Annotated in this window: 18 protein-coding genes; 7 read left to right on the forward strand and 11 right to left on the reverse strand. The window is 42.8% G+C overall.

Features of this window, described 5'->3' with window-relative positions; all coding sequences use genetic code 11:
* Positions 1–143: 143 nt before the first annotated feature.
* Positions 144–905: a TrmH family RNA methyltransferase gene (locus BACINT_RS10040; protein ID WP_007662713.1), complete on the forward strand. Its 762-nt coding sequence runs from the start codon at positions 144–146 to the stop codon at positions 903–905.
* Here the strand turns inward: BACINT_RS10040 and BACINT_RS10045 are convergent.
* The 5 genes from BACINT_RS10045 to ileS are packed head-to-tail and all read right to left on the reverse strand — an operon-like array spanning position 856 to position 6,697.
* Positions 856–1,203 carry a hypothetical protein gene (locus tag BACINT_RS10045; RefSeq protein WP_052302176.1) on the reverse strand — a complete coding sequence of 116 codons (348 nt, stop codon included), beginning with the start codon at positions 1,201–1,203 and terminating at the stop codon, positions 856–858. The genes BACINT_RS10040 and BACINT_RS10045 overlap by 50 nt on opposite strands.
* Positions 1,203–2,189: a DUF4296 domain-containing protein gene (locus BACINT_RS10050; protein WP_007662714.1), complete on the reverse strand. Its 987-nt coding sequence runs from the start codon at positions 2,187–2,189 to the stop codon at positions 1,203–1,205. The genes BACINT_RS10045 and BACINT_RS10050 overlap by 1 nt, the downstream gene beginning before the upstream one ends.
* A complete protein-coding gene (locus tag BACINT_RS10055) occupies positions 2,186–2,860 on the reverse strand; it encodes a lipoprotein signal peptidase (RefSeq protein ID WP_007662715.1) in 675 nt (224 codons plus the stop codon). The genes BACINT_RS10050 and BACINT_RS10055 overlap by 4 nt, the downstream gene beginning before the upstream one ends.
* Before the next feature lie 2 nt (positions 2,861–2,862).
* Positions 2,863–3,243, reverse strand: a complete 381-nt coding sequence (locus BACINT_RS10060) for a TraR/DksA family transcriptional regulator (RefSeq protein WP_007662716.1) — start codon at positions 3,241–3,243, stop codon at positions 2,863–2,865.
* Between the two features lie 28 nt (positions 3,244–3,271).
* On the reverse strand, positions 3,272–6,697 hold the full coding sequence (ileS, locus tag BACINT_RS10065) for an isoleucine--tRNA ligase (protein WP_007662717.1): 3,426 nt from the start codon (positions 6,695–6,697) through the stop codon (positions 3,272–3,274).
* 186 nt (positions 6,698–6,883) lie between these two features.
* Between ileS and BACINT_RS10070 the strand changes: the two genes are divergently transcribed.
* The 5 genes from BACINT_RS10070 to BACINT_RS10090 all read left to right on the forward strand — a co-directional run bounded on the left by BACINT_RS10070 (position 6,884) and on the right by BACINT_RS10090 (position 10,228).
* The gene (locus BACINT_RS10070) at positions 6,884–7,441 is read left to right on the forward strand and encodes an NAD(P)H-dependent oxidoreductase (RefSeq protein ID WP_007662718.1); all 558 of its coding nucleotides are present in this window, start codon (positions 6,884–6,886) and stop codon (positions 7,439–7,441) included.
* A gap of 687 nt (positions 7,442–8,128) precedes the next feature.
* Entirely contained in the window at positions 8,129–8,686 is a 558-nt protein-coding gene (locus BACINT_RS10075; protein ID WP_007662720.1) for a hypothetical protein, read from the forward strand.
* 128 nt (positions 8,687–8,814) lie between these two features.
* Positions 8,815–9,516, forward strand: coding sequence for an SIMPL domain-containing protein (locus BACINT_RS10080; RefSeq protein ID WP_007662721.1), 702 nt, complete (start codon positions 8,815–8,817; stop codon positions 9,514–9,516).
* A 68-nt stretch (positions 9,517–9,584) separates the two neighbouring features.
* Positions 9,585–9,956: a hypothetical protein gene (locus tag BACINT_RS10085; RefSeq protein WP_007662722.1), complete on the forward strand. Its 372-nt coding sequence runs from the start codon at positions 9,585–9,587 to the stop codon at positions 9,954–9,956.
* Positions 9,938–10,228: a type II toxin-antitoxin system RelE/ParE family toxin gene (locus BACINT_RS10090; RefSeq protein WP_007662723.1), complete on the forward strand. Its 291-nt coding sequence runs from the start codon at positions 9,938–9,940 to the stop codon at positions 10,226–10,228. The genes BACINT_RS10085 and BACINT_RS10090 overlap by 19 nt, the downstream gene beginning before the upstream one ends.
* A 10-nt stretch (positions 10,229–10,238) precedes the next feature.
* Here BACINT_RS10090 and BACINT_RS10095 read toward each other — a convergent pair whose 3' ends face one another.
* A complete protein-coding gene (locus BACINT_RS10095) occupies positions 10,239–11,771 on the reverse strand; it encodes a carbon-nitrogen hydrolase family protein (protein ID WP_007662724.1) in 1,533 nt (510 codons plus the stop codon).
* A gap of 217 nt (positions 11,772–11,988) precedes the next feature.
* On the opposite strand from BACINT_RS10095, the gene BACINT_RS10100 reads away from it, so the two are divergent.
* Positions 11,989–15,264: a TonB-dependent receptor gene (locus BACINT_RS10100; protein ID WP_007662725.1), complete on the forward strand. Its 3,276-nt coding sequence runs from the start codon at positions 11,989–11,991 to the stop codon at positions 15,262–15,264.
* A 99-nt stretch (positions 15,265–15,363) separates the two neighbouring features.
* On the opposite strand, the gene BACINT_RS10105 is transcribed toward BACINT_RS10100, so the two are convergent.
* The 5 genes from BACINT_RS10105 to BACINT_RS10125 all read right to left on the reverse strand — a co-directional run bounded on the left by BACINT_RS10105 (position 15,364) and on the right by BACINT_RS10125 (position 22,431).
* On the reverse strand, positions 15,364–17,025 hold the full coding sequence (locus BACINT_RS10105; protein ID WP_007662726.1) for an IS1182 family transposase: 1,662 nt from the start codon (positions 17,023–17,025) through the stop codon (positions 15,364–15,366).
* Positions 17,026–17,178: 153 nt separating this feature from the next.
* Positions 17,179–18,630: a D-xylose transporter XylE gene (gene xylE, locus BACINT_RS10110; RefSeq protein ID WP_007662728.1), complete on the reverse strand. Its 1,452-nt coding sequence runs from the start codon at positions 18,628–18,630 to the stop codon at positions 17,179–17,181.
* A gap of 124 nt (positions 18,631–18,754) precedes the next feature.
* Complete coding sequence (gene xylA / locus BACINT_RS10115) at positions 18,755–20,071, reverse strand: xylose isomerase (protein ID WP_007214097.1); 1,317 nt, start codon at positions 20,069–20,071, stop codon at positions 18,755–18,757.
* A 93-nt stretch (positions 20,072–20,164) separates the two neighbouring features.
* Positions 20,165–21,655, reverse strand: a complete 1,491-nt coding sequence (locus BACINT_RS10120; RefSeq protein ID WP_007662731.1) for a xylulokinase — start codon at positions 21,653–21,655, stop codon at positions 20,165–20,167.
* Positions 21,656–21,699: 44 nt separating this feature from the next.
* Entirely contained in the window at positions 21,700–22,431 is a 732-nt protein-coding gene (locus BACINT_RS10125) for an NUDIX hydrolase (protein ID WP_044155189.1), read from the reverse strand.
* Between the last annotated feature and the right edge of the window lie 381 nt (positions 22,432–22,812).

Genomic DNA, 22,812 nt, shown 5'->3' on the forward strand with positions numbered 1-22,812 from the left:
CAGAATTAATAAATTGCGCATAATTGACTACAAATATAAATCTATTTTTTCTTTTCCGAAATAAAAAACCGGATGAAGTGTGTTCCGTTTTTTGATTATATAGAAATAATCACGTACTTTTGCCAAACGATAACATTTAAGCTATGGCACTGAGCAAAAACCGCATCAAATATATCCACTCGTTGGAGCTGAAGAAGAATCGTAAAACAGAAAAAGTCTTTCTGGCAGAGGGTCCTAAACTGGTAGGAGATTTGTTAGGACATTTTCCCTGCCGCTTTCTGGCAGCGACGCCCGAATGGTTATCGCAACATCCCAAGCTTCCGGTAGAAGATGTTTCGGAAGTGTCTGATGAAGACCTTTCCCGTGCCAGCTTATTGAAAACTCCCCAACAGGTACTTGCCATATTCGAGCAGCCGGAATATGAAACGGATGCTTCCGTCATCAGCCACTCGCTTTGCTTGGCGTTGGACGATGTGCAAGATCCGGGAAATCTGGGTACTATCATTCGTCTGGCAGACTGGTTTGGAATAGAGCATATCTTCTGTTCCCCGAACACCGTAGATGTATATAATCCAAAGACGGTTCAAGCCACCATGGGAGGCATTGCCCGTGTGAAACTGCACTATACTCCCCTGCCCGACCTCATTCAAAGCCTGAAGGATATACCAGTTTACGGCACTTTCCTCGATGGAGAAAATATGTACACACAGAAATTATCATCCAACGGATTGATTGTGATGGGTAATGAAGGCAAAGGAATCGGGAAAGAAGTGGAGCAACTCATTAACCGCAAACTTTATATTCCCAATTATCCCGCAGAGAGGGAAACGTCCGAGTCACTGAATGTGGCAATTGCTACCGCAGTAGTCTGTGCCGAGTTCCGTCGACAGGCAGCATCGTTGTAAAATCGAAAGGATAAAGTAGATAAGCATTTATTCCGGAAGGAAACGTTTCTTGGCAGAAAATTTCCGGAAGTTCCTGTAATACTTCATTTACTTTCTGAAATATACCGGAGTACCCTTCGGAAATATCTTCTTCATTATTCAATAAAGCAATGACTCCGGGAAACCATTCCACTCCTTCAATCTCCTCTGTCAAGGAAAAGGCGGACACAACTTGTCCTTCTTCCACCCCTACCACATATTGTTTGAGATAACCATGTCCGGGCAGAAAAATAAAGTGTGAAGCAAATCGTTTGATCATCAGGGGTTATCTTTACGGAATTGAACGTGCTCTGGATTATCCAACTTCTTCAGTGTAGGTTCCGAAGATGGACGAGGACGGGCAGCATCACGTCTGCGCGGATTATCATTTATCTTCTCTTCCACAGGTTTCAGTTCCTCTTTCTTGAGTTCCTGAGGTTCTATTTTCTCTGTCTTAACAGAATCTTTCTGAATAGAATCATTCTTAGCAAACGACAGTGTATCCGTAGCATGATAACGCATCAGTGAAATGCGGTCGGTCAGCAATGTATGGGTAGCCTGTGCTGCAGGATAATAGATATACCCACGTATTTCCCGGATTTCTCCCAACGTATCGGCAAAGAGGGAAACCGTTTCCATACCCGATTTGTATACTTTCTGAATATCACTGATTATGCTGTCTTTATAAACAATCTGCATAGCCATGACGGGAGCATATAAGGAATCTGGCGCACCGTTGTGGAAGCGAAAACGAACGTTCCACCGCAAAGTATCGCGGTCTTTAAAGTTGGTATCTGAGGGTAATACGAAAGTAATCTTGTTGTCCATCGGCATACCTGTCAGCTGATAGATACGTTGCCATGCCCATACATCAATGCTGTCCCCCGGAAGACTTTCCTTCGGTTTATTGTCACGTATGGCAATTAAATGATTGACAACATCCCGCTCCGCTTTCAGCCTTGCATTTACTTTCTCATAAATCTTGGTGAGTACTTCCGGATTACGCGTGAACCAAACCATTGAAGAGTCAAATTCGGCTTGCGTAATACCATGTTTTTTAAACACCGATTCAATGTACAACACCCTTTTATAGCCATCGGTATAAGGGACTTCTTCCCCCATAGCCTTTGCTATATGGTAGTCATAAAGCACATTTTCCATCTTAGCATCCGATATAACCACCTTCGGTCTTTTCACCTGACAGGCTGTCAAACAAAATGCTAACAGGAATATGCTAAACCATTGAATTCGATGCAGACCTTTCATGATTTCTTTATTGCATGATAAGAGTCATTCAAATATTTGCTGTAAAATAATAACAGGGCAATGATACCACAACTGATAGCGGCATCGGCAAGGTTGAATATCGGGCTGAAGAATATGAAATGATCCCCACCTACAAACGGCATCCATTGAGGCCAGTTCGTATCAATGATAGGGAAATAGAACATATCCACCACCTTTCCGTAGAACAAAGGAGCATATCCTCCGCCTTCCGGCAGGAATGAAGCTATCTGCGAATGTGTACTCTCATTGAACAACACACCATAGAACACACTATCGATGATGTTACCCAACGCTCCTGTAAGAATAAGAGATACGCATACGATATAACCTGTCTTCAAGCCCTGCTTGATTATTCTCGTTAAATACCACCCTATCGCTCCTACTGCAACAATACGGAACAAGGTAAGGAATAACTTACCGAAAATCTCCATACCGAACGCCATACCGTTATTCTCGGTAAAGTAAATATAAAACCATGTAGGCGGTTCTGCATCTACCATGCCCAGCTTCTCATAAAGCCATTTTATGGCGTTTTCGCTCTGATGCCAATACATGTGAGTCTTGACATAGATCTTGATTATCTGGTCAGCAATTAATACCGAGAAAATAACGAGCAGCGCAATGCGACCTTTCGTGAGGTATTTGTTCATCCTTACTTCTTACTGTTATTTTTGGCCTCAATGCTCAGTGTAGCATGAGGCACAGCACGTAAACGTTCGGCAGGAATCAACTTACCTGTTTCACGGCAAATACCATACGTTTTGTTCTCGATGCGTACCAATGCGGCCTGCAAACCCTGGATAAACTTCAACTGACGTTGAGCCAGGCGTGTCGTTTCTTCTTTGGATAAGGTGTTGGCACCTTCTTCCAAAACTTTGTACGTAGGAGACGTATCGTCAGTATCATTACCATCGGCTCCGGTTAAACTGGCTTTCAGCAATTCATAATCGCGTTGTGCCAATTCTAACTTCTCATTAATAATGGCGCGGAATTCTTCCAATTCAGCATCCGAGTATCTTGTTTTTTCTGCCATAACTTTACGTGTTAAATCGTTAGTATTATTATTCTTTTACAACGCTTACGTACAGAGAGAAATCGTCAAAGTTAAGTTCCGTGCCGTTTTCCACCTCATCGGTCAGCGTCAGTGAGGTTCCTAAAACCTGGTTACAAATATAGTCTTTATATTCGTTTACCGCATCATCTGTTTGCTGATTTTTTGATAATGTAATCTTTATTTTGTCTGTTATCTCCAAACCGCTTGATTTGCGAATATTTTGAATACGGTTAACCAGTTCACGGGCAATACCTTCGCGGCGAAGCTCTTCTGTTACGGTTACATCCAGGGCAACAGTCAGCTTTCCTTCGTTGGCAACCAGCCATCCCGGAATGTCTTCGCTGAAGATTTCTACGTCAGTAGCTTCCACAAGCACATCCGTACCATTCAGTTGCAAAGTATAAGAACCGTTCTTTTCCAGTTCGGCGATAGCGTCCTGTGACATTTCTGCTACAGCAGCAGCTACGGCTTTCATCTGTTTGCCGAATTTCGGTCCCATCTTCTTGAAGTCACATTTCACTTTCTTCACCAGCACACCGGCGGCACCGTCTACGAACTTGATATCCTTCACGTTCACTTCGCTCATGATAAGTGCCTTTACAGCTTCGATGTGGGCACGTTGTTCCTCGTCTACTACCGGTATCATGATACATTGCAGCGGCTGGCGTACTTTGATATTCACCTTGCGGCGCAAAGCCAATACCATAGAAGTTACGTCTTGTGCCATTTGCATGCGGACTTCCAGTTCCTTGTCTATCATTTCCTCCTTATATTCGGGGAATTTAGCCAAGTGTACGGATACCACGTTGTCGCGTCCCGTTGCAGTAACCAAGTCCATATAGAGCTTGTCGGCATAGAACGGAGCGATGGGCGACATCAATTTGGCAACGGTTTCCAGACAAGTGTACAGAGTCTGGTAAGCAGATAACTTATCCTGCGTAAATTCACCACCCCAGAAACGTTTACGGTTCAGACGAACATACCAGTTGGAGAGGTTGTCATTTACGAAGTCGGATATCAGACGTCCGGCCTTTGTCGGCTCGTATTCGCTATAGCAAGTATCCACTTCTTTCACCAGTGTATTCAGTACAGAGAGTATCCAACGGTCGATTTCAGGGCGTTCAGCCATCGGCACGTCAGCTTCCTTGTATTCGAATCCGTCTACATTGGCGTAGAGTGAGAAGAAAGAATACGTATTATATAATGTACCGAAGAATTTACGACGAACTTCTTCGATGCCGTCTACGTCGAATTTCAGGTTATCCCACGGAGAAGAATTGGTGATCATGTACCAGCGCAAGGGGTCGGACCCGTATTTCTCGATAGTTGAGAAAGGATCTACACCATTGCCCAGACGCTTGGACATCTTGTTACCATTCTTGTCAAGTACCAATCCGTTAGAGATAACAGCCTTGTAGGAGATAGTATCGAATACCATTGAAGCGATTGCATGGAGCGTAAAGAACCAACCGCGAGTCTGATCCACACCTTCGGCGATAAAGTCGGCGGGGTAAACCTGATGGCTATCCAGCAATTCTTTGTTCTCGAACGGATAGTGGATTTGTGCATACGGCATGGCACCGGAATCGAACCATACGTCTATCAGGTCCGCTTCACGCTTCATGGGCTTGCCGTCTTTGGATACGAGGATGATATCATCCACATACGGACGGTGCAAGTCTATCTTATCATAATTTTCTCCATTGTACTCACCGGGTACGAAACCTTTATCCTTATAAGGATTGGACTTCATGAATCCGGCAGCTACGGATTTCTCTATTTCATTATAAAGCTCTTCAACCGAACCGATGCAGATTTCCTCGCTGTTGTCTTCCGTGCGCCAGATAGGCAGCGGAGTACCCCAGTAACGTGAACGGCTCAGGTTCCAGTCGTTCAGATTTTCCAGCCACTTGCCAAAACGTCCTGTACCGGTGCTTTCCGGTTTCCAGTTGATTGTCTTGTTCAGTTCAATCATGCGGTCTTTGCAAGCGGTAGAGCGGATGAACCAGCTATCTAACGGATAATACAATACCGGTTTGTCCGTACGCCAGCAGTGCGGGTAATTGTGCACATGCTTCTCTATCTTGAACGCCTGGTTGTTGGCTTTCATCATCATGCAGAGACTTACATCGAGACTTTCGTCCTGATCGGTCAGATTCGGGTCGTAAGCGTTCTTCACGAAACGGCCTGCATATTCCTTATATAAGTCTACGTTTACACGCTCTTTCACGAAGTTCTCATCCAGTTCGTCCAATTTATAGAACTTACCAGTCAGGTCCACCATCGGGCGGAGTTCACCTTTCTTATTGATGAGTTGCAAAGGCGGAACGCCGGCGGCTTTCGCTACCTGGGCATCGTCCGCACCGAATGTCGGAGCGATATGTACGATACCTGTACCGTCTTCCGTAGTCACATAGTCACCTGAGATTACACGGAATGCACCTTCACCCGGATTTACCCACGGTATCAGTTGCTCATACTCCATACCCACAAGGTCCGGACCTTTATACTCTCCTACAATTTTGAACGGTATCAGCTTATCTCCCGGTTTGTAATCTTCCAGAGCGATGTCTTCCGCTTTTTTATTGAAGTGTGTGTAGAGCAAAGCTTTGGCAAGTACAACGGTGATTTTTTCTCCGGTGTATCCATTGTAGCTTTGTACGGCTACATAATCTATCTTCGGACCTACGCAAAGCGCGGTATTTGAAGGCAATGTCCATGGAGTGGTGGTCCATGCAATGAAATATGGAGTCCCCCACTCTGCCATTTCCGGCTTCGGGTTCTTCATCTTGAACTGTGCCACACAGGTCACATCCTTCACGTCGCGATAACAACCGGGCTGGTTCAATTCGTGTGAGCTCAGACCTGTTCCGGCAGCGGGAGAATAAGGCTGTATGGTATATCCTTTATAAAGATACCCTTTCGTATAGAGTTGCTTTAACAGCCACCACAAGGTTTCGATGTAGCGGTTGTCGTAGGTAATATAAGGATCGGTCATGTCTACCCAATACCCCATCTTGTGAGTCAGATCTTCCCATTCTTTGGTGAATTTCATCACATCTTTGCGGCAAGCAGCGTTATAGTCGGCTACGGAGATCGTTTTACCGATATCTTCCTTGGTGATACCCATTGCTTTTTCCACTCCCAGTTCCACAGGAAGTCCGTGTGTGTCCCATCCGGCTTTACGTTTCACCAGGAAACCTTTCATGGTTTTGTAACGGCAGAAAATATCTTTGATGGAGCGAGCCATTACGTGGTGAATGCCCGGCATACCGTTGGCAGAGGGCGGTCCTTCATAAAAAACGAAAGAAGGACAGCCTTCACGTTCTGTCATACTCTTGGCGAAAACCTGGTTCTCGTCCCATTTCTTCAACACTTCCGCGTTTACCTTTGAGAGGTCGAACTGCGAATATTCGGCAAACTTCTTACCCATCTTATTTGCAATTTAACTATTTACAATTTAACGATTAAGGGGGTACTTTGAGACGTGCTAAAGCGACCCTCCTTATTTTAAGGGTGCAAAGTTACAAAAAAGTTAGAGAAAAGATATTATTGAATAGAAAAAAACTATTTTTGCCTGTCGTAATTGATTATTCACCAAAACATCAAAAATAATAGTATGGACAAAGATCTAAAAAAGGTTGTGGTGCTTCTGGCACACCCCAACATGGAAAACTCACAAGCCAATAAAGCCCTGTTTGATGCCATAAAGGAAATGGATGATGTGGCTATTTTCAATTTATATGAGATGCCGGATGAGAATATCCTTAATATGGATGCATGGAGCCGGATTATATCTCATGCCAATGCAGTGATATATCAATTCCCATTTTATTGGATGTCGGCACCGTCTTTATTAAAGAAATGGCAGGACGGGATATTTACCTATTTGGCAAAAACTCCGGCAGTAGCTGGTAAGCCTTTACTGGTAGCCACCACTACCGGTTCCGAATTTGATGCGTACCGAAGCGGAGGAAGAAACCGCTTCACGGTGGATGAACTTTTGCGTCCTTATCAGTGTGGTGCTGTACATGCAGGAATGATATGGCAGACTCCTTTTGTGGTGTATGGTATGGGAACACCCGATGCGGAAAAGAATATTGCCTTGGCAGCGGACCTTTATAAAAAACGGGTGATGGTACTTATCGGGAAAAACAAATCGGAAGATAGCTGGTAAAGTGTAAAGTATCGGTTGAAACACTTGATTTTGCCTTTACAATGTCGTATATTTGTAGACGTTTTAAGCTAAGTTTTATTATAAACCTAAACCCTTGGTGAAATGGCAAAAGTTATTCTTTCTTTTTGGAGCACTTCTGGATGGTGCATTAATTTGACAAATGTTTCATCTAAAGCAGGCTGTCTGCCGGATACCTATGGGTGATTTACTCGGTAACAAATTAAATCGATTATAGTTATTTCAGACGTTTCGTTTTTGGAATAATAATAGGCAAAAAAGAAGATAAGGTGGTATTTCCTCACAAGGATTTGCCACCTTCTTTTGTTGATATATATTTAAATTGGGATTGAAAGTATATTTCTGTGCTGTTAATAAACATTGGATACGTTCTTAAAAAACGTTCTGATTATTCTTTAAAAACGTTGTTTGCGGTTATTAATGAGTTAATTTAGATGTTAAGATTTCAGATCTTTTTATGGACTTAATTCATTCCTCTAAAAGAAATCATTTAATTAAGAAATGCGTAGAAAAAAAGAAAAAGTTTTTTCAAGAGAACATTGGTAGTTTATTTATTAACGTCAGTTTACCTCGTTCATGGTAAAAACAAGTTCCAGTTATAATCTTTTTCTGATTGAAATTTGTCCTTTCCCTGTCATATCCGTAACTTTGTAAATCAAAGAACCCGATATGAATCAGGAATTACTAGAACGAACACTAAAGAACCGCCGGATAGAACTGACGAATCAGGAGAAAAAGGATTATTATCCTAAAGAGAATCTTTTTATTCTCTTGTTTGCTTCTGCTATCGTACTGCTAATGCCATTGATGGCAAGGCTCAAGGGGGAGATTATAGAAACGGAGTTTTTATGGTTTTCCGTATTGTTTCCTGCCGTCTCTGTTGCGGTCATTTACATCACTTATTGGAATAAGAAGAATACACTCAAACTGCATTACATCAACACAGCTCTTACTCCGCAAGAACAGCAAAATGTATTGATGCGACTGGCAAAGGAAAATCGCTGGAAAATAATTCTGTGCAATAAGCGACAATTTGTAGCGGATGATATGTGTATGCGTTGGCATGTACGTGTTGTCGTCATTTTCGGAAATCCGCACATGGCTTATAATAGCCGTTGTAATCCTACTAATAATCGTTGGCACGCTTCCGGTGGCAGGAATTGGGATAATCTGGAAATGATTCGCCAAGCTATCGAAAAAGAATGGGCAATTAAAAATAAGAACTAAAAATACTCTGCCGTTATCTCAGGATATCACATTTCTTGTATGAATTCTTGAAATGAGAGTAGATGATTATCACAATATCCTCTTTTTTTGTATCATTGCAAGTATAATTCTCAAAAGAACATACTATTATGAAAACTAGATTTTTATTATTTGCCGTATTTCTATTGGTTTGTAGCACTGCATTCAGTCAGGAGGCTGATAATGCGAAGTATATCGAAGTTACCGGAACTTCGGAAATAACTCTTGTGCCCGACGAGATTCATTATCTTATCGAGATTAAAGAATATTGGGAAGAGGAATTTGACGGAAAGTCCAAACCGGAGAATTATCGGACTAAAGTGCCATTGATCGGAATAGAGAGAAATTTGAGAGCTGCCTTGCGAAAGATTGGGATTCCGGAAGACGCCATCCGTACACAAGAGGTAGGTGATTATTGGCGTGAACGCGGATTTGAATTCCTGGTATCTAAACGGTTTGATATTACGTTGACCGATTTTAGTCAGATTGATGAGATTCTAAAGGTTATCGATATGAAAGGCATCAGCTACATGCGCATCGGAGAACTGAAGAATAAAGATATGCAGGTTTATCGGCAACAAGGTAAGATAGAGGCACTGAAAGCTGCACAAAAGAAAGCAGGATATTTGGTGGAAGCATTAGGCAAACGCCTGGGAGATGTCATCCGCATTGTCGAACCGCAGGAAAGTGCAGGTTATCCCCGGTATTTTGCAGCTCAGAGCAATGTGAGTTCATCACAGTCAGAAGCTTACGATGCTTTCCGTACGATAAAACTGAATTATTCGATGCTGGTGAGATTCGAGATAAAGTAGAAATAAAAAGATTTATTTCTTTTGTTACTGTGGCATTAAAGTGTAACGTTTGTACAAAACGTAATGTTATGGGAAAAGTAAAAGAGCCAGCTGCAACTTACTATAGCCGTCCGATGCTGAATGCCTTGCGCAATCACATAAAAGACAGAATAGAACAAATGGACGATGCCGTGCTATTGTCTAAAATCAGCAGCATGCTCGATAAAGATGAGGAAAGCTTTGAGGAGCGTTATCAACGTGCCAAAGAATTTGCATATACACATCTTGACAGGGAATTTGCAGAAGAACTTGAAAAAGAGAATTTTCTGATAGGCAAACCTATACCCTGCCAATATACTGATGAGGAATTTGAAAAAGAATCAAAACAGTCAGAAGCCAGCGGTATTGCTACTGATGAAGAAGTAAAAGTCGCTTTCAATTTATGGCTGAACTTAAAGTAATCTGGACAAATCGGGCACTTGCCGTATTTCAAAAGACTGTATATTGGTATGCTGCAAATCTGGGAATACAATTCGCTGTCACCTTTGCAAAGAATGTAGATGAAGCGATGTGCAAGATTTTATTAATGCCCACTGTTGGCCAGCTCGAAAAACGTGGAAAAGACAAGAAATATAGGTCTATTCTATCTCATCCTCTATGTAGAATTTATTATTGGTACAATAATACGGAAATACATATTGTCTGGCTACGTTTCAATAAAATGAATAAATAATCCGATTGTTTTATTTCTTCATCCTTACCTCATACAAGTCGCTTCTTCTGTCTTTCAGATTGCGTACACTGCCGTAAGTATGCAATTCATTCAATAAATCCAGATCCACATCGGATACCAGTATCATTTCTGTATTCGGTGTGGCTTCTGCACGCTTCCCATCCGTCGGAAATGCAAAGTCGCAGGGAGTAAATACACCTGACTGTGCATACTGAATATCCATATTGTGCACGCGCGGAAGATTACCTACACTACCAGCAATGACTACGAAACATTCATTTTCGATAGCACGGGCATGAGCGCATACCTTTACACGTGAGTAAGCATTTTGCGTATCTGTCAGGAAAGGAACGAATAAAATCTGCATACCCTGGTCTGCCATAATACGGGATAATTCCGGAAATTCCACATCGTAGCAAATCAGTACGCCGATCTTAGCACAGTCCGTATCGAATGTCTGCAAAGCCTTTCCGCCACTTAATCCCCAGCTTTTTATTTCATCGGGGGTGACGTGCAACTTCTCATACATCTCAAAACTACCATCACGACGACAAAGGAAACCGACATTATACAAAAGTCCATCTTCTTTAATAAGCGGCATGCTACCCGTAATGATATTGATATTGTAACTGATAGCCAACTTTACAAATCGTTCTCTAATCTCCTCAGTATAAGCCGCCAGTCCGCGAATGGCCTGTGACTCCCCTTCATTATTGAATTTTGCCATCAGCGGAGCATTGAAGTATTCGGGGAAAAGAATGAAGTCACTCTTATAATCGGATACAGCATCCACAAAGAATTCTACCTGTTCAAACAGGTCATCCAGTGTTTGATAACTACGCATCTGCCACTGCACCAATCCTACGCGCACGGTGGTTTTCGGTGCAATATATTCTTCCGTAGGTTCCTGATAGTAAATGTTATCCCATTGCAACAGACAAGCATAATGCTTGGACTCTTCATCATTAGGCAGGTAATTGCGCATCACCTTGCGTACGTGGAAATCATTGGAAAGCTGAAAGGTCAATACGGGGTCGAAAATTTCTTTCTGCTTTACCTTATCTATATACTCTTTCGGGCGGAGTTGATCCGAGTATTTATAATAGTTGGGAATACGCCCACCGAACATAATAGCTTTCAGATTCAGAGTTTCGCAAAGCTCCTTGCGGTATTCGTACATACGGCGTGCCAGGCGAAGCCCACGGTATTGGGGATGAATAAAGACTTCAATGCCATATAATATATTGCCTTTAGGATTATGGGTATTAAAGGTTTCTTTACCCGTCACCTGTGCATAAGTATGATCGTTCTTCACATCATCGTAATTCACAATGATGGAAAGTGCGCAGCCGACAATCTTTTCGTCTACCACGGTTACAATCTGTCCTTCGGGGAAAATTCGGATGAGTTTTTCAATTTGTTTGTGTGTCCAAAACACATCGCTGCCATCCGTATATACACGGGTAAATGATTGCGCCAGTTGCTCGTAGTCTTCTATCTGTAAATTACGCAACTGTACTTTGTTGATTTTCAATGAGTCCATAATGTCTCTTTTTTATACCAAAAGTTAAATCCGCTGCAAAGGTACGGTTTAAACTTATACATTGTCTCCCGGAATGCATATTTTTGTGAGAGACTGATTTTGCAATAAAAAGAAATGAGGATTTAACACTTTAGGGATAAGAGTATTTTGCTTTTTTTATACTTTTGCATCGTTTTCTACAACTTTCAGTTTATTTCTTATTTAAATTTTAAAAATCATGGCTAAAAAGATGTTATTCCTGTTTGTGCTTTTGCTTTCCCTTACAGGAATGCTCAAGGCACAGGTAACTACTGCCGGAATGAGTGGTAAAGTGATGGCTGACGAAGAATCTGTCATCGGCGCTACGGTTGTAGCCGTACACGAACCTTCCGGAACCAGTTACGGTACTGTTACCAATGTAGACGGACGTTTCAGTCTGCAAGGTATGCGCTCCGGTGGTCCTTACAAGGTGACGGTATCTTACATCGGTTATCAGACGGCAATCTATACAGGTATCCAGCTGCAACTGGGTGAAACTTATTCATTGAATGTAACTCTGCACGAAGCTTCGGAATTATTGGGAGAAATCACTATTACGGCCAGTAAGTCAAAGTTCAGTGCTGAAAAGACGGGAGCTACTACTAATATTTCTTCTGAACAACTCACCACATTGCCCAGCATTAACCGCAGTATCAGCGATTTTACCCGCATCTCTCCATATGCGTCAGGAAACAGTTTTGGAGGCCGCGACGGACGTTCCAATACGTTCACGGTAGACGGTGCGAACCTGAATAACAACTTCGGTCTGTCGTCTGGTTTGCCAGGCGGTGGAAATCCGATTTCATTGGATGCCATTGATGAAGTACAGGTTGTGATTGCCCCATACGACGTGCGTCAGGCAAACTTTATCGGTGCAGGTATCAATGCTATTACGAAATCGGGTACAAACGCTTATAGAGGTAGCGCTTATATGTACTTCAACAATGAAGTGATGCGCGGTAACAAAATTGGAGATACTGATTTCGGTGTGCGTGCCGAAGAGTCCAAGACTGTTTACGGTGCTACATTTGGCGGTCCTATCATTAAAGACAAGCTGTTCTTCTTTGCAAATGTAGAGTATGAAAAGAGTCCGCAGCAAGTAATTACATGGCGTGCGGCAAAAGAAGGAGAAACTCCGAATAACTCTACGATTTCACGAACTACGGAAGCTGATCTGGCGGAATTCTCCCAGATTCTGAAAGACAAATACAGATACAATACTGGTTCGTTTACAGATTTCCCTGCCGATGTCACCAACCTGAAATTGCTGGGACGTATTGACTGGAATATCAATCAGGGAAATAAGTTGAGTGTACGCTATAACTTTACCAATAACAAAACCTGGGAAGCACCCAATGGAAGTTCGGGAAATACCGGGTATCGGCTGGCATACAACCGTGTTTCGGCATATTCCATGTCCTATGCAAACTCTTGCTATTCTTTGCAGAACATTGTAAACTCGGCTACTGCCGAATTGAACAGCCGTTTCTCTTCCAACGTTTCCAATCAACTATTGTTTACATATAGTGACATGAAAGATGAACGCGGTACGAACTCCAGCCCTTTCCCTTTCATTGATATTATGGCCGGATACTACGAAAACGGTAATCAGATATTAGAGCCTTACATGACTGCCGGTTACGAGTTGTTTACCTATAACAACCTGGTGAAAAATACGGTTATGACTATTGTGGATAACTTCACCTATTACCTGGGAGCTCATAAACTGACGGCAGGTATCAGCTACGAACGTCAGAAAGCGGGGAACTCGTATATGCGTAACGGAACCGGATATTATCGCTATTCCAGCTTCGAGGATTTCAAGAATGGAGCTGCACCTGAATCGTTTGCCTTGGCTTATGGGTACAATGGTAATACAAAACCTTCTGCGGACGTGAAATTCGGTCAGTTGGGTGTTTATCTGCAAGATGAATGGAACATACGCGATAACTTTAAATTGACCGCCGGTATACGTATGGATAATCTCAGCTTCCTGAATGATATTATGCGCAATCAGGCTATCTACGATCTGGACTTCAACGGTATGCATATTGATACGGGGGCATGGCCTGATAGCAAACTGCAATTCTCACCGCGTGTGGGTTTCACCTGGGATGTGTTCAATGATAAGACTTTAAAAGTGCGTGGTGGATCAGGATTCTTCACCGGACGTATTCCTCTGGTGTTCTTTACAAATATGCCTACCAACTCGGGTATGATTCAAAACCTAGTAAGTATTACAACCAGATATAAGGATGGTGTTGTAACCAGTCGTGATCCCCGCCTGGAATTGCTGAAAGGTAATATGATAACGGACGTAAACCAGATGATTTCCACATTGGGGCTTCCTACCTCTATCAGTCCGGAAGAAGGTGTGTTACCAAGCTCCGTAGTGGGTATAGATCCGGACTTCAAGATGCCGCAAGTCTGGAAAACCTCATTAGCTTTGGATTACCAGCTGCCTGTATCTTTCCCGCTGACGGTTACACTGGAAGGAATGTTCTCTAAGGATATCAATGCGGTACGCCAATACAACTACAATGTGCAGGCTCCGGATAAAGATACATGGTCACGTTTTAACGGACCGGATGATCGTTACATCTATCCCGAAAACTTCCTGCAACACACGAATATTAGTAGCGCGAATGTATTAACAAACACTTCTAAAGGTTGGGGATGGACAGGTAACATTACCGTAATGGCAGAACCCGCCAAGAATGTAAATATTATGGCAGCCTATACTCATACCGAATCAAAGGAAATCAGTGGTATGCCCGGTTCGGATGCTAATTCCGCCTGGACAAACGTTCCATCCATCAACGGACCGAACAGCTCGGGACTCATGCGCTCGCAATATGTCACTCCCAACCGTGTAGTTGCTTCCATTAACTGGCGCGTACATTTGAATAAGAAAACATCTTCGAATTTCAGCCTCTTTTATAGCGGATATTCATCCAGTGGCTATAGCTTTATGTACTCTAATGATATGAATGGCAATGGCGTAACCAATGACCTTATTTACATTCCGAAGACTAAAGATGAAATCAAGTTCACGAGTACCGAAGATGCAGATGCTTTCTGGAAGTTTGTGAATCAAGATCCTTATCTGAAGAAGCATAAAGGCGAATATGCCGAAGCTTATTCTGCACGTGCTCCCTGGGTACATCGCTTTGATTTCCGTTGGAGTCGTGACTTCTTCGTGAAGATTGGCAAAACTAAGAATACGCTGCAACTCAGCCTAGATATCCTGAACATAGGTAACTTGCTGAACAGCAAATGGGGTGTAACGAAAAACATGTCCGGTGCTAATGGTGGACGAATTCTGACCTATAAGGGTAAGGATGAGAGCAACACTCCTATTTTCTCTATGTACAAAGACAGTGACGGTAATTATCCTACTGAAAGCTTCACCCGAAACCTAAATTACAGCGAATGCTGGAAGCTTCAGATCGGTCTGCGATACGTATTCAATTAAAGATTCCGAACTTATATTTATCAAAAAAGAAAGAGGTTGTGTCAAAACGTTGGCACAACCTTTTTCTATAATTTATCGTCCTGTTATCTTTTCTTTTGTCTACGCCGCTTTTTTCTCATTCATTTGGTAACAAGTTGCTATATTCCCGTTGTATCGGGTTATAAATAGTCCAATAAATATAGATTTAGTAAGTGTAATGAGCTCCTTTCCTGTTTTTCTCAGTTTTGCACACATCTTTTTGATATTAAAAGCTATGGCAAAGAAGGCAAAGTCCATTGTCACCTTGTCTTCTCCCACATGCCGGAACCTCCTGTATGCCATGTTGTATTTCATTTGTCCGAACACAGCTTCCGGTTCTATACACCGCCTGCCCCTATGCCTGACTCCTTCTTCTGAGACTAACCTTTCCCGTGCCTGCCGTTTGTATTGGTTTAACCGGTGGTTGACTTCTATAATACGGTTCCCCCGTGCTTTAAAACAACTTCCATGCAAAGGACAACCTTCGCATCTTTGTGCTTTGTACCGGGCACTTTCGGTGATGTATCCGCTCGCTGTTTTGTCATGTCTGGTTCCTATGCGGTTCATGTGTTGCCCCATCGGACAAACGTAATAATCCTCCCCCGCATTGTAATGGAGACTTTCCGCATGGAACGGGTTGGGAGTATAACGGGGACGCTGCTCTTTATGGAAGTAGTTGTACTTGACAAAGGCCTCTATCCCGTTTTCCTGCATGAACCGGTAATTTTCTTCCGAGCCGTAACCGGAGTCTGCCACACCGATACCCGGTAAGCGGTTATAGCGGTGCTGGAAGGAGTGGAAGAAAGGGATCAGGGTCAGCGTATCGGTGGGGTTGGGAAACAGCCGGAAGTCTATGATGAATTGGTTTTCAGTACCTGTTTGTAAATTATACCCGGGCTTGGTCTGCCCGTTCTTCATGGCGTCTTCTTTCATACGCATGAATGTAGCATCAGGATCGGTCTTGGAATAGGAATTACGTTCTCCAAGGACTTCAAGGTGATTGTCGTATTCCATCAGCTTGTCACGATACCCTTCAAGTTCCCTGACCTGTTTCTTCTTTTCGCGCAGGGCTTTCTTTTGTTCCTTATCCTTTGTCGCAGGCTGGTGTTCTAGGACTTCTTTAAGTTCATCCACTATGTCAGAGAGCATGGCGGGAGTGAATTGGGCGGGTGTGTCTTTTACGGAGTTCTCTTGTGCAATGGCTTCGTCCACCTGTTCCAGAAGGATACGAATCTTGTCCAGCAACTTCGTGCGGTGCTTTTCAACACTCTTGCGCCAGACAAAAGTATATTTGTTGGCCTTGGACTCAATCTTGGTACCGTCGATATACTCCACGTCAAGACTGATGAAACCCTTATCGGCAAGGACAAGAACCAACTGCGTGAAAACGTTGTTTATCTCCTCCTTTACACGGTTACGGAAACGGTTGATGGTTATGAAATCCGGATGCTCATGACCGGCAAGCCAGATATAATGAATGTCACGCAAAAGAAGCTTCTCTATTTTACGACAGGAATAGATATTATTCATGTAAGCGTAGATAATTACCTTGAGCATCATTTTAGGATGATAAGCTGAGCGCCCCGTTTCTTTATAAAGCTTCTTGAAATTATCAAGATTGAGATTATCAACAACTGCATTGACTATGCGGACAGGGTCGTCCGCAGCTATGTTTTCATCAATTCTTTGTGGAAAAAGAACGGTTTGGTTGGGAATGTAAGGACGAAAATGTAACTTTGCCATAACGAAAAAAATGATGCCTAAAGTTACATAAACTTTGGGTAATAACAAAGCCTGGGCTTGGGAAAGTCCGGGCTTTGCGCATAAAAAAAAGGTTGTGCCAGCATTTTGACACAACCTCTTTTAGATTTATAAGATATTAAAGGAGAGAGAATTTTATTTGTTTTTTCTCCAGATTTTACTCATGTCTTCCAGAGTCTTGCCCTTCGTTTCGGGTACCCAACGCCAAACAAAGAAGGCGGCTGCAACGCAGATGATGCCATACAAGCTGTATGCGAACATCGGACTGAAGTCGTACAGTGCCGGGAACGTAGATGATACAATATAATTGAATATCCATTGGAAAGCTACCGCAATGGCCACAGCTTTACCACGAATGGTATTCGGGAAGATTTCAGAAATCAATACCCAGCAAATCGGTCCCCATGACATCATGAAGAATGCTGCGTATACAATTACGGAAAGTACCGGAACGATACCCTTAACTCCCATGCTGTCGCACATTGCCACTGCAAATGCACCTACCGCCATACCGATAGAACCGATAATCAGCAACGGCTTGCGTCCGAAACGGTCTACAGTAAAGATAGCTACAAGCGTAAATACAATGTTTACAATACCCATGATAACAGTTTGCATCATGCCACCGCCTTCAGCACCTGCACTTTCGAAAATACGCGGAGCATAGTATAATACTGCATTAATACCAATAGCCTGCTGGAATACGGAAAGCATGATACCGATAACAATAACTGCCACACCATAAGAGAACAACTTCTCCGTCTTTTCCTTGGAAGTAGCCTTGATTTCTGCCAGAATTTCTTTTGCTTTGTTTGCACCATTCACCTTCTCCAAGATAGAGTATGCCTTTTCGTCCTGATGTACCAGCACTAGATAACGCGGGGTCTTCGGTACGAAGAAAAGAAGGAAACCAAATAATGCAGCCGGGAATGCTTCCGAGCCGAACATATAACGCCAGCCGGTTTGTACACTCCACATATCCGAAGCGGCGTTCACTGACAATATACCTTCAGCACTCTTGTCGATAATAGGATTTGTGTGGTTGCCCATAATCAGGAAGTTGACGAAGTAAACCACCAACATACCGAAGATAATGGCAAACTGGTTACAAGATACCAGCGTTCCACGAATATTAGAGGGTGCAATTTCTGCGATGTACATCGGACATACGGCAGAGGCAAGACCTACACCGATACCGCCCAATACGCGATACAAATTGAATGCGATGAGCAATTCCATGTTTGGCTCACCGTAGTTGAAGAATAAAAATTCGGGATAGTAAGACCCCAATGCAGACAGGAAGAACAGCACGGATGCCAGTCTCAGCGAATTGCGTCGTCCCAAGCGGGAAGCGAAGAAACCGGAAAGAGCACCACCGATCACACAGCCGATAAGTGCGCTGGAAGAAGTGATACCGTGCATCACCTTGTCATATTGGAAATCTGTAGCCATCAGGAAGAAAGCTTCCAAGCCCTTCTCCGCACCCGAGATTACCGCCGTATCGTAACCGAACAGCAGGCCTCCCAAAATGGCAACGGTTGTAATAGAATATAGGTAGAGTTTACTACCATTGTTAGCATCATTCATGATAAAAAAGATTAGGTTGATAAATGAGTAAAAAGTGATAAAGAAATAAGTGGTAGGGTGATAAAGGTGATAGAGTGATATTACTTTACCACTTATCACTCTATCACCCTACCACCTTATTATATTAGCAATACATATTCACGATTGCTTCATACAATTCTTGCTTACCGCTGGTTTGCTTCGGTTCGCCGTTAGCTTTCGCATAAGCTACAACATCTTCCAAAGACAATTTGCCTTCTTCGAATTCCTTACCCTTGCCACCGTCGAATGATGCGTAACGGTCAGCCAACATTTTCTTATAAGGAGATTCTTCCAGTAATTTAGCTGCACTTTCCAGAGCACGTGCCATAGCATCCATACCTGCAATGTGAGCGATGAAGATATCTTCCAGGTCGGTAGAGTTACGACGGGTCTTAGCGTCGAAGTTAGTACCGCCATTGCCCAAACCACCGTTACGGATAATCTGCATCATAGCCTGAGTCAGTTCGTAGTTATCGATAGGGAATTGGTCAGTATCCCAACCGTTCTGGTAGTCACCACGGTTAGCGTCGATAGAACCTAACATACCGTTGTCAACAGCTACAGCCAGTTCGTGTTCGAAAGTATGGCCAGCCAAAGTTGCGTGATTAACCTCGATGTTTACTTTGAAATCCTTATCCAAACCGTGAGCTTTTAGGAAGCCGATAACTGTTTCAGTATCTACGTCATACTGATGTTTTGTCGGTTCCATTGGTTTCGGCTCAATCAGGAAAGTACCTTTGAAGCCACGAGCACGCGCATAGTCACGAGCGATAGTCAACATCTTTGCAAGGTGTTCTTTTTCACGTTTCTGGTCAGTGTTCAGCAAAGACATGTAACCTTCGCGACCGCCCCAGAACACATAGTTTGAACCACCCAATTCGATAGTAGCGTCAATAGCGTTCTTGATCTGAACAGCAGCGCGTGCTACAACGTCGAAATCAGGATTGGTAGCAGCACCGTTCATATAACGTGCATGACCGAATACGTTAGCAGTACCCCACAACAGCTTGATACCAGTTTCAGCTTGTTTTTCTTTTGCATAAGCTACGATAGCTTTCAGATTAGCTTCATATTCTTCGATGCTTGCACCTTCAGAAATCAGGTCTACATCGTGGAAGCAATAGTATTCGATACCCATCTTCTGCATGAATTCGAAACCTGCATCCAATTTATTTTTAGCTGCTTGCAAAGCGTCAGAGTCACCATTCCAAGGGAATTGTTTCGTTCCGCCACCGAATTGGTCACCACCTTCTGCGCAGAGAGTGTGCCACCAAGCCATAGCAAACTTCAACCAATCTTTCATCTTCTTACCCATGATTACCTTCTCAGCATCGTAGTAACGATATGCCATCGGGTTCATACTCTCTTTACCTTCGAATTTAATCTTTCCTATTCCGGGAAAATACTCTTTTGTTGCCATAATTTTAATTGAATTTTAAAGGGTTAATTATGTTTTAATTATTAACTGTACTATTCTAATTCCCTTCGTTTTCAGAGGAGAGTTAAGTTAGCATTATTTTGCCATTGATTTTTCCAAACGATGTTTCCAGCGTGCATATGCATCTGCATATTCCTGGCGCTTAGCCTGATTAGGCTCGATAACATCCAGTTTTTCCAGTGTTGCGAATGCCTCGTTATTATCTTTATAGATACCTGCGCCGATACCCGCTCCCTTGGCTGCACCTACCGAACCATCTGTATCGTACAGTTCGATTACAGCTCCCGTCACACCTGCCAGCGTATCGCGGAAGATGGAGCTAAGGAACATATTTGCATGACCTGCATGGATTTTCTGTACAGGGATACCCATACCTTCCATAATATCTATACCATACTTGAATGAGAATACAATGCCTTCCTGAGCTGCACGCACAATGTGTTGTTTGCTATGCAGATTGAAGTTCAAGCCACGGATAGAGCAGTTGATCTCTTTATTTTCGAGCATGCGTTCCGCACCGTTACCAAAGGGCAGAATACTGATACCTGCACTGCCGATAGGAGCTTGTGATGCCAATACATTCATTTCATTGTAAGAGATGCCTTCGGGAGCAATCGTACGTTTCACCCAAGAATTAAGAATACCCGTACCATTGATGCAAAGCAACACACCCAGACGGGTTTGTTCGTCCGTATGGTTTACGTGAGCGAATGTATTTACGCGTGATTTCGGATCATAGTTCACTTCACCGTTCACACCATATACAACGCCTGAAGTGCCTGCCGTAGAGGCGATTTCTCCCGGATTGAATACATTCAGTGAAAGAGCGTTATTCGGTTGGTCACCTGCACGATATGTGATCGGTGTACCTTCCTTTAATCCCAATTCTTTTGCTGCGGCAGCATTCACACGGCCTTGTTCGGAGAATGTGGGTTTGATGTCCGCAATCAGAGAGTTATCGAAACCATAATAATCCATCAGGAAGTCGGCTACACGATTGTTTTTGAAATCCCAGAACATACCTTCCGAAAGTCCGGAAACAGTGGTACAGATTTCACCGCTCAACTTCATGGCGATGTAATCACCCGGCAACATAATCTTATAAATCCGTTCGTAGATGGCCGGTTCGTTTTCCTTTATCCATGCCAGTTTAGAGGCAGTGAAGTTACCCGGAGAGTTCAACAGATGTGAGAGACATTTCCCTTCTCCCAGCGTTTCGAAAGCTTTCTGTCCGTAAGGCACAGCACGCGAGTCACACCAGATTATGGAAGGACGCAGCACATTCTGGTCTTTGTCCACACATACCAATCCATGCATCTGATAAGAGATACCGATTGCCTTGATTTCACCTGCGTTTGCACCCGATTCATTCATGACAGCCTGTGTGGCAAGCTTTAGATTTTCCCACCAACTTTCGGGATTTTGTTCCGCCCAACCCGGTTTAACTGCAATGATTGCCGCTTCTGTCTTCGGGAAGAAAGCAGAAGATACACATTTGCCGGTTTCGGCGTTTACCAGGCTCGCTTTTACGGACGAGCTTCCAATGTCATAGCCTAATAAATACATGGTATTAATTATGAGTTTTGATTTATGAATTATTTTATTAATACTTATCTTCTTACCTTATTATATATCTTCTTATCGAATCGATAATAGCGTGCGGCACGGTGGGCAACTCCCTGTTGTTTTTCCTCCAATGGAACAACGTATTCCATCATCGCTATTTTCTTGTGGAAGTTCCGTACATCAATAGGTTTGCCATATATCAATTCATATAAAGTACGCAGTTGTGATGCTGTAAACTTACGGGGAAGCAGATCAAACAAGGCTGACGGATTAATTTCCACATACTGGCGGATATACACCAGTGCTTCTTTAATAATCAGATTATGGTCGAAAGCCAATGCCTTAATATCTTGCAATGCCACCCAATATGCTTCGAAATCAGCCAGATTTCGACTCAGTGCCCGATCTATCTTCACCAGTGACAGGTAAGCAATCGTAACGATACGTTCCACTCTTGATTGCATGGCGCGTTCCAGCCAATGAATGTCTTTCGGGTCTTTTGTCCTATTCTTAGAACCGAATGCCTTGAATTGCATCAGATTGACGTTCTTCAAACCTGTCAGTTCGTTCAACACACGCTGGGCAGCTTCGTCCAAATCTTCATCCATATAGATCAGACTTCCGGGAAGCTTCATATCGTGGAAAATTTCACCTTGCTCCTCACCTACACGTTTTATCAACAGAACTTTTAATTGTTCTCCGTCAAAGCCAATCACTACACAGTCTACTGATATATGATTGTTCGCTAATGGGGTTTTATGTTCCATGTTTTGCATAATATCCATGTTTAAGCGCTGCAAATATAAACAGGTTTTTTGAATACACAAGCGTGAAAAACTTAATTTTTATCATGTTATAAAGCACTATTTTTCAATAGAATACATATCTTATATTTTACAATATCAGAACACATCCTTATCGTTGAAAGTACAATATGTATTATTGATAAACGGAAGAATCAGGTAATTGTAGGAAGTACAATAAGAGTGAAGTGCTTTATTTTTAAGGATTTTAGTATATCGGAAGATTAAAAAGACAAGTACCTCTTATTGTATTTTAGTTGAAGTGCCATAAAAAGATTTTTTTCTCATCTATCCCTCTACTTCCCCCAAAACCCCCTTCTCCGAACGGAGGAAGTTAAAATAGCTTATTGCACA

The sequence above is a fragment of the Bacteroides intestinalis DSM 17393 genome (assembly GCF_000172175.1).
In the GTDB taxonomy this organism is placed as follows: domain Bacteria; phylum Bacteroidota; class Bacteroidia; order Bacteroidales; family Bacteroidaceae; genus Bacteroides; species Bacteroides intestinalis.

What these genes read in the sequence shown, in the direction of transcription:
- BACINT_RS10040 (WP_007662713.1), top strand. Translation starts at nt 144, where the DNA reads ATGGCACTGAGCAAAAACCGCATCAAATATATCCACTCGTTGGAGCTG.
- BACINT_RS10045 (WP_052302176.1), bottom strand. Translation starts at nt 1,203, where the DNA reads ATGATCAAACGATTTGCTTCACACTTTATTTTTCTGCCCGGACATGGT.
- BACINT_RS10050 (WP_007662714.1), bottom strand. Translation starts at nt 2,189, where the DNA reads ATGAAAGGTCTGCATCGAATTCAATGGTTTAGCATATTCCTGTTAGCA.
- BACINT_RS10055 (WP_007662715.1), bottom strand. Translation starts at nt 2,860, where the DNA reads ATGAACAAATACCTCACGAAAGGTCGCATTGCGCTGCTCGTTATTTTC.
- BACINT_RS10060 (WP_007662716.1), bottom strand. Translation starts at nt 3,243, where the DNA reads ATGGCAGAAAAAACAAGATACTCGGATGCTGAATTGGAAGAATTCCGC.
- ileS (WP_007662717.1), bottom strand. Translation starts at nt 6,697, where the DNA reads ATGGGTAAGAAGTTTGCCGAATATTCGCAGTTCGACCTCTCAAAGGTA.
- BACINT_RS10070 (WP_007662718.1), top strand. Translation starts at nt 6,884, where the DNA reads ATGGACAAAGATCTAAAAAAGGTTGTGGTGCTTCTGGCACACCCCAAC.
- BACINT_RS10075 (WP_007662720.1), top strand. Translation starts at nt 8,129, where the DNA reads ATGAATCAGGAATTACTAGAACGAACACTAAAGAACCGCCGGATAGAA.
- BACINT_RS10080 (WP_007662721.1), top strand. Translation starts at nt 8,815, where the DNA reads ATGAAAACTAGATTTTTATTATTTGCCGTATTTCTATTGGTTTGTAGC.
- BACINT_RS10085 (WP_007662722.1), top strand. Translation starts at nt 9,585, where the DNA reads ATGGGAAAAGTAAAAGAGCCAGCTGCAACTTACTATAGCCGTCCGATG.
- BACINT_RS10090 (WP_007662723.1), top strand. Translation starts at nt 9,938, where the DNA reads ATGGCTGAACTTAAAGTAATCTGGACAAATCGGGCACTTGCCGTATTT.
- BACINT_RS10095 (WP_007662724.1), bottom strand. Translation starts at nt 11,771, where the DNA reads ATGGACTCATTGAAAATCAACAAAGTACAGTTGCGTAATTTACAGATA.
- BACINT_RS10100 (WP_007662725.1), top strand. Translation starts at nt 11,989, where the DNA reads ATGGCTAAAAAGATGTTATTCCTGTTTGTGCTTTTGCTTTCCCTTACA.
- BACINT_RS10105 (WP_007662726.1), bottom strand. Translation starts at nt 17,025, where the DNA reads ATGGCAAAGTTACATTTTCGTCCTTACATTCCCAACCAAACCGTTCTT.
- xylE (WP_007662728.1), bottom strand. Translation starts at nt 18,630, where the DNA reads ATGAATGATGCTAACAATGGTAGTAAACTCTACCTATATTCTATTACA.
- xylA (WP_007214097.1), bottom strand. Translation starts at nt 20,071, where the DNA reads ATGGCAACAAAAGAGTATTTTCCCGGAATAGGAAAGATTAAATTCGAA.
- BACINT_RS10120 (WP_007662731.1), bottom strand. Translation starts at nt 21,655, where the DNA reads ATGTATTTATTAGGCTATGACATTGGAAGCTCGTCCGTAAAAGCGAGC.
- BACINT_RS10125 (WP_044155189.1), bottom strand. Translation starts at nt 22,431, where the DNA reads ATGCAAAACATGGAACATAAAACCCCATTAGCGAACAATCATATATCA.